This window comes from Streptomyces sp. NPDC059355 (assembly GCF_042752335.1).
In the GTDB taxonomy this organism is placed as follows: domain Bacteria; phylum Actinomycetota; class Actinomycetes; order Streptomycetales; family Streptomycetaceae; genus Streptomyces.
This window is the reverse complement of sequence record NZ_JBHYXN010000005.1, coordinates 141,821-153,106: the sequence shown is the minus strand read 5'-3', so window position 1 is coordinate 153,106 and position 11,286 is coordinate 141,821. Positions and strand designations below refer to the sequence as shown.

Below are 11,286 nucleotides of genomic sequence, written 5' to 3'. Positions count from 1 at the left end.
GCGCGGCGCCCCCTCCCTCACGAAGGGGCGTCGCGCCGCCGCCCGGTACCCGTACGCCCGTATCTCGCGAAGGAAACACCACGTCATGACCCTGACCGACACACCCGTTCAGAGCCCCGCCCGGCAATCGCTGCCCGCCGAGGAGCGGTACGCCGCCGAACTCGCCTTCCTCGCCGCCCAGGACACCGGTCCCCGCCCGCCCGGCTGGGCGCTCACCCCGCGCGCCGTGGTCACCTTCGTGTGCGGCAGCGAGGGCGCGGAGCTGGCCCTCGCGGGCCGCCGCCCCGCCGGGCTCCCGGCCAAGCTGGTGATCGCCCCGAAGTTCGTCGGCGAACGCGCCCTGGTCGAGCGCTGCGTCGTCACCCTCGCCGGGGAGCGCGGCCTGCTGCTCACCGGCGAGCCCGGCACCGCGAAGTCGATGCTGTCCGAGCTGCTGGCCGCCGCCGTCTCCGGCACCAGCGCACTCACCGTGCAGGGCACGGCCGGTACGACCGAGGACGCCTTCCGGTACGGCTGGAACTACGCCCTGCTGCTCGCCCAGGGCCCGACCTCCCAGGCGCTCGTCGACTCCCCGGTGCTCTCCGCCATGCGGACGGGGCGGGTGGTCCGGGTGGAGGAGATCACCCGCTGCCTGCCCGAGGTGCAGGACGCGCTGGTGTCGATCCTGTCCGACCGGCGGGTGAGCGTGCCCGAACTGACCGCCACCGAGGACGCGGTGGTCTGCGCCACCCCCGGGTTCACGGTCATCGCCACCGCCAACCTGCGGGACCGCGGGGTCTCCGAGATGTCCGCCGCCCTCAAGCGGCGCTTCAACTTCGAGACGGTGGCCCCGATCGCGGACGCGGACGCCGAAGCCACGCTGATCCGCCGCCAGGCGGTGGCGGCGGTGCAGCGGGCGGGCGCGGCGTTCGCCGTGGACGACTCCGTGCTCGACGCGCTGGTCACGGTCTTCCGGGACCTGCGGTCGGGGCGCTCGGCCGAGGGCTGGGACGTGGAACGCCCCGGTACGGTCATGTCCACGGCCGAGGCGGTCCAGGTGGCGGCCTCGCTGGGCGTGGCCGCGGCGTACCTGCCGGGCGGCGACGTACTGGACCTGCTGCCCGGGCACCTGCTGGGCGTGGTCCGCAAGGACGACCCGGCCGACCACGGCCGCCTGCTGGGCTACTGGGACGGCCCGGTCCGCCGCCGCGCCGAAGACGGCTCGGCGATGTGGCGCCGTCTGTGGGACCTCCGCGGGAACCTCCGATGACGGCCCCTGGCGACCGCACCGAGCCCACCGCCCTCGCCGCCCCGCCGGCCGCCGGCGTTCCGGCCGCGCTCGCCGCCCCGTCGCCGGGTGCCGACCGTGCGGCCGGCCCGCTCGGCGGCCCGGGCGCGGCGCAGGCGCCGCGAGCCCCGCAGGCGCCGGGAGCCGATCCGCGGACGGTCGTGGACAGCCTCGCCGCGTCGACGGCGCCGTACCTGCTGGGCGTACGGCACCACAGCCCCGCGCTGGCGGCGGCGGTGCCCGCGCTGCTGGACGCCGCGCAGGCGGAGGTCGTGTGCGTCGAGCTGCCGACCGACTTCCAGCCGTGGCTGGAGCACCTGGCGGACCCCGAGACCGTCGCCCCCGTCGCCCTGGCGGGCACCGGCCGGGAGGGCGGGCTCGCGTTCTACCCGTTCGCGGACTTCTCCCCGGAGCTGGCCGCGATCCGCTGGGCGCGGGCGCGCGGGGTGGAGGTCCGCTGCTGCGACCTCCCGCTGACCGACCCCGGCTGGACCGCCGCCCGGTCCGAGGTCCCGGCTCCGCCGAGCGGCAGTTCGTACGCGCAGGCGCTGGCCGCCTCCGGCACCGGGCGCGACGGCGACGACCTGTGGGACCGGGCCGTGGAGGTTCTGGCCCCCGGCTGCGCCCCGGAAGCCGTGCGGCGGGCCGCCCTCGGCGTGGGCTGGGCCCTGCGCCAGGACGGCCCGGTCCCCGCGGCCGACCTGGCCCGCGAGGCCCACATGCGCGGTGTCATCGAAGCCGCCGCGGCCGGCGGCCGAAGGGTCGCCGCGCTCATCGGCGCCTTCCACGCCCCGGCCCTGCTCGGCGCGGACGCGTCCGCCTCGGCCCCGGGCGCCGTGGCCGCCGGCGCGGCCTCCGGTCCTGATCCGGCAGGCGCAGGGGCGCCGGCAGTCGCCGTGCAGGTCCTCGCTTCCGCCGCCGGCACAGGGGGAGCGGGCGACGGCGGCGGGGCCGTGACCTCCCTCGTCCCCTACTCCTTCGATCTGCTGGACTCCCGCTCCGGGTACCCCGCCGGGATCCGGGATCCGCTGTGGCAGCAGGCCGTGCTCCAGGCCGGTGGCGATGCGGACGGGGTGCGTGAAGCCGCCTCCGTCGCCGTCACCGGCATCTGCCGGGAGCTGCGCCGCGCCGGGCACACCGCCGGGACCGGTGAGGCCGCCGAGACGCTGAGGCTCGCCTGCGATCTGGCCGTCCTGCGCGGGCTGCCCGCGCCCGGCCGGGGCGAGCTCCTTGAAGCCGTCACCACCGTGCTCGGTCAGGGTGAACTGCTCGGCCAGGGCCGGGCGTTGGCCCGCGCCCTGGAAGCCGTGCTCGTCGGCACCGGCCGCGGCCGGATCACCCCGCACGCCCCGCGCTCGGGCCTCGGCCCCTCCGTCGAGGCCGAGCTGGCGGAGCTGCGGCTGCCCGGCCCCGAGGACCCCGCCTCCCGCGAGGTCCGCCTCGATCCGCTCCGCTCCAAGCTCGACCGCAGCCGCGAGGTCCTGCTCCAGAGGCTGGCCGTCTGCGGGGCCGCGTACGGGGAGCCCCTCGACGTGGCCGGCACCGGCGACGGCACGGCCCTCGGCACCAAATGGCGGCTGACCTGGACGCCTTCCGTCCCGGCCCGCCTCGACCTGGCCGGCGTTCGCGGGGTCACCGCCGCCCAGGCCGCCGCCGGGACACTGCGCGAGAGCGCCCGGCGGGCCGCCGCGGATGGCGGTCCGACCACGGGCCAGGTCCTGACCGGCCTGGCCGCTGCCGCGCGGTGCGATCTGCCCGAGCTGGTCGACGTACGGCTGGACGAGGCCGCCGAGATCCTCCCGCAGACCGCGACCCTGCCCGAACTCCTGGAGTCGCTGGACCTCTTGGAGGGGCTCTCGCGCGGGCACTTCCCCGGGACCTCCGACGGCTCCCGCACCGCCGCTGCCGCGCTCACCGCCCCGCTGCTCGAAGCCGCCGTACGGTCCCTGCCCGGCCTCGGCGGCAGCGAGGAGCCCGCCGACGCGCGTGCCCTCGTGGCCCTCGCCGACCGGGCCGCCACCCTGCACCTGGGCCTGCGGATGGACGCCGCGCTCGCGGAACTGGCCGCCACCGCCTCACCGTTGATGCAGGGCGCGGCACTGGCGGTACGGGTGCTGCTCGACCTCGACCCGGCCGCCGGTCTCGGCGACCGGGCCGCCGGGTGGATCGACGGCGCCGCCACCCCCGACGCCCGGCGCTCCCTCGCCCGCCGCCTCGGCGGCGTCCTGGCCGCCGCCGGACCGCTGCTCCAGTCCTCCGCCGCCGCCCTCACCCCGGTCCTGGACCGTGTCGACGGCCTCGCCGACCAGGAGTTCCTGGACCGGCTCCCGGCCCTGCGCGGCGGCTTCGACGTACTCGCCCCGGCCGCCCGCGACCGGCTGCTGGACACCGTCACCGAGCGGCTCGGCGACCGCCTCGACCTGTCCCTCGACGCGCCGCCCGCGCTGCTCGCCCTGTGGGCCGCCGCGGACGCCGCCGGCGCCGCCGCGCTCAAGGCCCTCAAGGGGCTGCCGGTCGGCGGCACTCCGGCTCCCGGGCCCGGCGCGGAGCCGCAGGCACCCGTACCGTCCGCGGCGCCCGTACCGTCCGAACCGTCCGTACCCGCGCCCCTGCGCCAGGGTGACCAGCGGCTGGCCCCCGCCGACCGCTGGCGCCTGCTGCTCGGTCGCCAGCGCGACCGGCTCCCCGCCGGCGCCCGGCGCTACGCGCACGCCCTCGACGAGCTGTACGGCAACGGCCGGGGCGAAGGCTCCGCCGACCTGGAGGGCGGCCGGGGCAGCGGCGGCGGTGGCGGTCGGGAAGCCTCGTTCCCCACGGCCCGCGAATGGTCTCAGGAGCTCGAAGCGCTCTTCGGCGCCGACGTGCGCGAGGAGGTGCTCGCCGGCGCGGCCGACGCCGGCCGCGCCGACGTGCTGAGCCAGCTCGACCCGGCGGCGGTCCGCCCCTCGGTGGAACTCCTCAGCTCCGTGCTGTCGCTGGCCGGTGGTATGCCGGAGGCCCAACTCGCCCGGCTGCGGCCCCTGGTCAGGCGGCTGGTCGACGAGCTCGCCAAGGAGCTCGCCACCCGGATGCGCCCGGCGCTCTCCGGGCTCGCCACCCCGCGTCCCACCCGCCGCCCCGGCGGCAGGCTCGACCTGGCGCGGACCCTGCGCGCCAACCTCGCGCACACCCGCCGCCTCGGGGACGGCCGTGTGGTCGTCGTCCCGGAACGGCCCGTGTTCAGCACCCGGGTCAGCCGTGAGGCGGACTGGCGGCTGATCCTCGTCGTCGACGTCTCCGGATCGATGGAGGCCTCGGTCATCTGGTCGGCCCTGACCGCCGCCGTCCTCGGCGGTGTGCCGACCCTGTCCACCCACTTCCTGGCCTTCTCCACCCAGGTCGTGGACCTGACCGACCGGGTCGAGGACCCGCTGTCGCTGCTGCTGGAGGTCCGTGTCGGCGGCGGTACGCACATCGCGGCGGGCCTTGCTCACGCACGCTCGCTGATGACCGTGCCGAGCCGCACGCTCGTCGTCGTGGTCAGCGACTTCGAGGAGGGCGCGCCGATCGGCGGACTCCTCGGGGAGGTTCGCGCGCTGGCCGCGTCCGGCGCCCATCTGCTGGGCTGCGCCGCGCTCGACGACGCGGGCGCGCCCCGGTACTCGGTCCCGGTCGCCCGGCAGCTCGTCGCGGCCGGCATGCCGGTGGCCGCCCTCAGTCCGCTCGCCCTCGCCCGCTGGGTGGGCGACCGCCTCCGTGGAGAATCCCGTTGAGCAGTGAGCCGAGCAGTGAGCCGAGCAGTGAGCCGAGCAGTGAGTCACGTAGTGAGTCGAGTACCGAGTTGAACACAGGTCTGCTGCCGCCCGTGGCCCCCGAGGTCCTCGCCGAGGCCGTCGAGAACCTCACGGCCCGGCTGCGCAAGAAGCTCGACGCCGCGATCGAGGGCTGCGCCGCGGGCGCGGTCCGGGGGGACGACGGGGGTGTGACCGTCCGCTTCGGCGAGGACGCGATGGTCACCCTGCGGCCGGGCCCGGACGGTGCCGTCACGTCAGCCGACCAGGCCACCTGCACCTGCCTGTTGGCGCCACGGTGTCTGCACCGCGCGGCAGCCCTGGGCGCAGCCCCGCTGGCCGACCCGGACCAGTCGGCGCAGCCCGATCCGCATCCGGAACCCGGGTCCGGGCCCGATGCCGGGGTCGAGTCCAGCCCCGAGCCCGATGCGGCGGCGGGCGGGGCGGCGGGCGGGGCCGAGGCCGTGCTCGCGCCCACGGCCGCGCCCGGGTCCGGGGTCGGTTCCGCGCCCGATACGGGGGCCGCACCCGGGTCCGAGCCCGATCGCGGGCCCGAGCCCGCCCCCGAGGTGCTCACCGCCGCCCAGCGCGCCGCTGCCGGCGCGCTCTGGCGGGCCGCCGCCGAGGCGCTCGCCGCCGGGGTCACGGCCGGCGGCGCGGTGGTCCAGGCCGAGCTGCTGCGGGCGGCCCACACCGCACGCCTCGCCGGACTGCCCCGCGCCGAGGCCGCCACCCTGCGGGTCGTACGGGGCCTGCGCGCCGCCCGGGAGCGCAGCGGCGGCCACCGGCTCGCCGACCTCACCGGAGCCTTCCGCGAACTCCTCCACACCGCCGGACTGCTGGCCTCCGGTGCGGCCGGCCCCGTGCTCACCGGCACTGCCCGCCGCGCCTACCGGCCCGGCGGCGGCCTGCGGGTGTACGGCCTGTGCCGGGAGCCGGTCCTGTCGGCCACCGGGTACGGGGGAGTGGTCACCCACCTGCTCGCCGCGGACGGCTCCCGCTACTCCGTCTCCGACGTCCGTCCCGGCGGCCTGGCCCGCGCCCGCGGCGCCGGATCCGCCTCCGTGGCGCTCGGCGGAGCCGCGCTCGACCACGCCGGGCTCGCGCGCGGGGGACTTCGTATCGCCGGCGCCACGGTCTCCGCCGACGGCCGCCTCGGCGCCGGGCGCGGGGTCCGGGCGACCCCGCTGCGCGGAGTCCCGTGGACCGAGGAGCCGGTCGCCGCGCTCTTCGCCCGACCGGCGGCCGAGGCGGTGGCCGCCCGGCTCGCCGAGCGGGACGGCGACCCGGACGCGGCGGAGCCCGCCCTGCTCGGCTGCGAGGTCGCGGTCGTCGGCGCGGCGGGCGAGGGCCTCCTGGTCCGCGAGGTACGCGCGGACGCGCCCCTGCTGCGGCTGCGTGCCGCCCACCCCCACCCGGAGCTGCCGCACACGGCCAACCTGCGCCGTATCGCCGCCCATCCGGGGCTGCTGCTCCGCGTCCTGGGCCGCCCCGATCTGGACCGCGCGGCGACCCTGCGTCCGCTGGCCGTCGGGCCGGTCCCGGGTGCGCAGTACACGCTGCGCCTGCCCGAGGAATGGCTGGGCCGCGCCGACCTCGGTTACGACGTGCTCCAGGGCAGCCACTTCCCGCCCGGTGCGGCCGACGCCGGCGCGCCGGCCGCCGACGAGGGGCCGGACGTCCTGGCGGACTCACCGCTGTGGCGGGTACGCCGACTGCTCGAGAGCGGGGTCGCGGGCGGCCGCCGCGCCGTCGCCGAGGCGGCCCGCACCACCGGGCCGGCGGCCGCGTACGGTCCCCTGCGCCGGGCCGGCTTCACCGCGGCGGCGGAACTCGCCACGGCTCTCGCCGCCGAGGCGGACCGCCGCCCCCGCGACCCCTTCGGCCGCCTGACGGAGCCCTCACCCGACGCCTATGCCCAAGCCTGGCTGGCGGCTTCCACCCACCTGGCGGCGGCGGAGCGCTCCCTTGTGGCCGCGTCCTGGTCCTGGGGGCGGAGCGTGCCCCTGTGACCGTGCCCGATCCCGCCGCGTGGCGCCCGCCGCGGCGCGGCGGGGCCGGCCGTCACGGCGAGAAGGGGTCCGCGGGAGGGGCGTTGAGCCGGGCGGCGTACTCGTCGGTGAGGATGTCGCAGGTGCACCAGTCGCCCGCGCACGGGGTGCCGGCCTCGGCTCCGTAGGGGCCGAGGCCGGCCATGAGGGCGAGCACCTCGGCCCGTTCCGACGCGGTGAGCACGGGAAGCGCGGCGCCGGGCCGCAGCCGCCGGCCGTCGGGGACGTCATCGATGTCGCCGATGACCTGCGCGTCGATGAACAAGGTGTAGAGGGGATGTTCGGGAAAGTGGTTGAGCCGCAGGACCCACCAGCGTCCGTCGGCGCGGACCGCCCGGCTGAAGACGCTCGTGCCCGTGTCGTGCCATCCGGCGTGCGCGGGCAGGGGAGGGACGGGCGTCATGCGGTGACCTCCTGCGGGAGCGTGTGGCGGCGCAGCCATGCGGCGAGCGTGGTGAAGTCTGCCGGGCCGAGGCCGAAGCGGGGGTCCACGCGGTGGAGCAGGGCCGGGGCCGGGTGGTGCGCGCGGACCCAGGTCCGGTCGGCGGAGGTGATCTCGTCGTCGACCCAGGCGAACGGCCGTCCGGCGGCGTAGGCGGCCAGGGCGGGCGTCTTCCAGTGGGTGCGACCGCGGTCCTCTTCCTCGGACGGGTCCGGCCAGGACACCACCGGCAGGTCCGGCAGACCGATCCGCGGTGCCACCCACGCGTTCGCGTCGGCCATCCAGGTCGTGGCCCAGACCAGCTCGCACGGCAGCGCCAGGAGGCGGGAGCCGAGGGTGGGATCGAGCCTGGCGAGGAGGGGGTTCGCGTCGTGGCCCGTCCCGTACGCCGGGTAGCCGCCCGGCAGCTCGTGGGCGCCGGCCCCGAACGGGATGAGCGGTCCGTCGACGTCGAGGAAGAGGAGGGGACGCGGGACTGGTCCGGTCATGGTGGCACCGTAGCGACCTCGTCCGACCGGACGCGAACGAGATCCGCTGTCTGCGTGCGAGAGAGCGGTCCGCCGGCGGCCAGGTGGTGATTGCGCTGGCCAAGTGGAGCAACAGGGCAGGCCGAGGACCTGCTTTCGGCGGAGAGTGCGAGTGTGAACGGCGCGGATGAGAGGGCGACGGAGTCGCGAAGAGTCCGATTCGACAGTGCGCACAAGTGGGCCGCCACGCTGGCCGCTGTCGTCGCGCTCGCGCTCTCGATCTACAACTTCGCCGAACTTCAGAAGAAGCCCAGAATCGATGTGACACTTCCTCACCTCTTGCGCGCCGGACCGGTGGACAACGGGACCGCCTTTCAGATTCAGCCGACGGTGTCCTCCCGTTTCAAGTCCCAGGACGTCGAGGTGATTCGTGACGCGCATCTGAGGCTGACTCCTGTCGGCTCGATTGCATCTTCGGCGAAGCCGGTCTTCTACTGGCATGAAACCGGAACATATGTATACGATTTCGCTTCGGATCTGGTCAACTACAACTGGACCAGCGACCCCGCCCCGTTCATCGTCAGCCAGGACAGGCCTCAACAGCCGACGCTCGTCTTCTGGGCTGATGATTGGACCTTCCGGCCCGGTCGGTACGAGGGGTCGCTTCGATTGAGCCGCTCGGGGAACAACGGTCCTTTGGTCAAGGAATTCTGTCTGATTGTTTCAAGGCGAGCCGCTGATGAAATCCGCGGTGCAGAGAAACGGCAGATCTTCTTTTTCCGCGATGACCTGCCGAAATTCCGTTCATCCGGAGATTCTCCGGATTGCTACCGGAGGGAGACGGACTGATTTCGCGGCGATCTCGACCGGTCCGGTCATGGCGGCGCCGTAGCCCGTGGGGTGGAACCGGGGGCGGTGCGATCCCCTCTTCATGGGCAAGGGGGGATGGCCATGACGAGGGCAGCTGTGTCCAGGGCGGCCGGGAGAGCGGCGGCGGTGGGGCTCATGTGCGCCGTGCTGGCGGCGTGCGGCACGCGGCATGCCGGTGGCGAAGTCGCCGCGCCGGCCGCACCGGCCGCGCCGGTGAACGAGACCTGCGGTCTCGACCGGACCACGGGCGGCAGCGGTACGGGCACGCCTGATCCGCCGACGGAAGAGGAACCGGGCGGCGGATACGCCGGTCCGCCGACCGATGAGGAGACGGGGAGTTACGCCGGTCCGCCCACCGATGAGGAGACGGGCGGGTACGCGGGTCCGCCGACCGACCAGGAGACGGGCGGGTACGCCGGTCCGCCCACCGACGGGGACATCACCAACGGTGCCGGGCCCTGTGGTGGGGCCGGGTGGTTCGACATGACCCGGGACTTCAACGCCTACTACGCCCAGCGGCGCACCAAAGCCGATCAGTTCCTTCCCGAGCGGGCCGTCGCGCAGGCCCGGGTGCGCAAGGGGCGGGACGCGGGGGAGGCGCTCGTGACCTTCACGACCCGGGCCGTGGGCAAGGGCCTGGCCGAGGACGGCCGTCGGGTGGCGGACGTGTTCGTGTCCTGGCGGCGGCAGGTGTACCAGGACCACGGCACCGTGTCCGTGCGTACGGGCGAAGGGGAGGTCATCGCCACCTCGGCGTGGTGACGCGCGCTCACGGCCACCGGGCGTTCCAGAACGTGCAGTGGTGCTCGGCCGGGCCGTTCACCGGGTGGATCCCGCCCGGGCCCGGTGCCAGGGACAGTACCGAATCCGCCGAGTCGAACCGCGGCCACGCCGGGGGCCTGCCCGTGCGGGCGAACGCCGTCCAGTCGGCCGTCATCCGCTGCGACAGCGCGCGCTGCGGAGCGGTCAGGGCGGCATCCATCGTGAACAGGTAGGGCAGTTCGAGCCCGTGCGAGGCACCGTACGGGAACCCCGGCACCTCCGGCAGGCCGGTGAAGTTCGGCGCGTCGCGGTCGCTGAACCGGTACGCGTACACCGGCACGTGGCGCGCCATCGCCCGGGCGTCCCGCAGCGCCGGGCAGATGAACGAGGCGTCGGACAGCACGGCGGCCCAGGCCATCGCCGGGGTCGGATACGCGGACACCGGGTACTGCGCCTCGACGGCCGGTACGGCAGCGGCGCCGAAGGACTGCTCCACCCGGGCCCGGTAGGCGGCCGCGTCGGGGATGGGGAACGCACCCAGGCCCTGCGCCAGGAAGATCCGCATCTCGTCCCGGTTGATGCCCTCGATCACGGGCACCCGGTGGAAGCGGCCGCCCTCCAGGGCCCGCCGGGGCTCCTCGGGCAGTACGCGGTTGCCGTTGCCGTAGGAGACGAGCGAGAACCGCATCATCAGCTCCGGGGTCGCGAGCGCCGCCGCTTCCTTACCGCGCAGGCACTCCAGTACGGCGGCCGGCTCCGGCCGGTCGCAGCCCAGCCCGGACGCCGTCGCGACCCCCTCCGCGACGGTGCGCGGCTCGGGTACGAAGGGTTCGTACCGGGCCTGCGTGGGCAGCAGCGAGCGGGGCAGCATGGTGGTCGAGCAGGAGCCGCTCTGCAGGACCGCCCGCTGGAACAGGCCGGCCGATGCCGGTGAGGTCAGGTGCGCACAGACGCTGAAGCCGCCCGCCGACTCCCCGAACAGGGTCACATCGGCCGGGTCGCCGCCGAAGCGGGCGGCGTTGGAGCGCACCCAGCGCAGCGCCGCCTGCTGGTCGGCGATGGCGAAGTCGGGGGCCCCGCCGAGCGAGGGATGCCCGAAGAGGCCGAAGATCCCGAGCCGGTAGTTGACGGTGACGACCACGGCGCCGCCCCGGACGGTCGGCCGCTCCGCACGGTACGCGTCACCGGCGCCGTTGACGAAGCCGCCGCCGTGGAGCCAGACCATGACGGGGCGTCCGCTCCCGCCCGGCGACGGTGCGGTGACGTTCAGGTACAGGCAGTCCTCGGAGCCGCTCGGCCCGCCCTGCCCCACCGTCGGCAGCTGCACGCAGCGCGCCCCCGGCGCCCCGGCGTCGCGTACGGCCGTCCAAGGCGCGGCGGGCCGCGGAAGCCGCCAGCGCAGCGGGCCGGTCGGCGGCGCCGCGTACGGGATCCCCTCGAAGGTCCGGTACGCGCCGTGCGCGGTGCCCCGTACGGGGCCCCGGTCGGTCTCCACGACCGGCCCGTCCGCACCCGCTGCGGCGGGCGCCGCCGCGGCCCCGGCGGCAAGCACCAGCAGGGCGCAGTACGCGGCGCTCCAGCGTCGTACGAAGCGGGCACGGGACACCACCGACCGCCTTTCGTCGTCAACATCCGTCCTCCGCGTACCCGGGCCGCG

The 11,286-nt window shown here is 75.9% G+C and carries 8 protein-coding genes; 5 read left to right on the top strand and 3 right to left on the bottom strand.

What is annotated here, in order from left to right:
- Positions 1–85 precede the first annotated feature (85 nt).
- From ACFXGI_RS07150 to ACFXGI_RS07140, 3 genes are all read left to right on the top strand, one after another.
- Positions 86–1,249: an AAA family ATPase gene (locus ACFXGI_RS07150; RefSeq protein ID WP_384704343.1), complete on the top strand. Its 1,164-nt coding sequence runs from the start codon at positions 86–88 to the stop codon at positions 1,247–1,249.
- Positions 1,246–5,019, top strand: coding sequence for a DUF5682 family protein (locus tag ACFXGI_RS07145; protein ID WP_384704341.1), 3,774 nt, complete (start codon positions 1,246–1,248; stop codon positions 5,017–5,019). Before ACFXGI_RS07150 ends, ACFXGI_RS07145 begins: the two co-directional genes overlap by 4 nt.
- A gap of 68 nt (positions 5,020–5,087) precedes the next feature.
- Positions 5,088–7,049: a hypothetical protein gene (locus ACFXGI_RS07140; protein WP_384704339.1), complete on the top strand. Its 1,962-nt coding sequence runs from the start codon at positions 5,088–5,090 to the stop codon at positions 7,047–7,049.
- A 52-nt stretch (positions 7,050–7,101) separates the two neighbouring features.
- On the opposite strand, the gene ACFXGI_RS07135 is transcribed toward ACFXGI_RS07140, so the two are convergent.
- Positions 7,102–7,491 (bottom strand): hypothetical protein, encoded by a 390-nt coding sequence (locus tag ACFXGI_RS07135; protein WP_384704338.1) that lies wholly within the window; start codon positions 7,489–7,491, stop codon positions 7,102–7,104.
- A complete protein-coding gene (locus ACFXGI_RS07130) occupies positions 7,488–8,018 on the bottom strand; it encodes a hypothetical protein (protein ID WP_384704336.1) in 531 nt (176 codons plus the stop codon). Before ACFXGI_RS07130 ends, ACFXGI_RS07135 begins: the two co-directional genes overlap by 4 nt.
- Before the next feature lie 153 nt (positions 8,019–8,171).
- Here ACFXGI_RS07130 and ACFXGI_RS07125 point away from each other — a divergent pair, with 153 nt between their 5' ends.
- Positions 8,172–8,846 carry a hypothetical protein gene (locus tag ACFXGI_RS07125; RefSeq protein ID WP_384704334.1) on the top strand — a complete coding sequence of 225 codons (675 nt, stop codon included), beginning with the start codon at positions 8,172–8,174 and terminating at the stop codon, positions 8,844–8,846.
- Positions 8,847–8,948: 102 nt separating this feature from the next.
- Positions 8,949–9,629, top strand: a complete 681-nt coding sequence (locus ACFXGI_RS07120; RefSeq protein WP_384704332.1) for a hypothetical protein — start codon at positions 8,949–8,951, stop codon at positions 9,627–9,629.
- 7 nt (positions 9,630–9,636) lie between these two features.
- On the opposite strand, the gene ACFXGI_RS07115 is transcribed toward ACFXGI_RS07120, so the two are convergent.
- Complete coding sequence (locus tag ACFXGI_RS07115) at positions 9,637–11,235, bottom strand: carboxylesterase/lipase family protein (RefSeq protein WP_384704330.1); 1,599 nt, start codon at positions 11,233–11,235, stop codon at positions 9,637–9,639.
- Between the last annotated feature and the right edge of the window lie 51 nt (positions 11,236–11,286).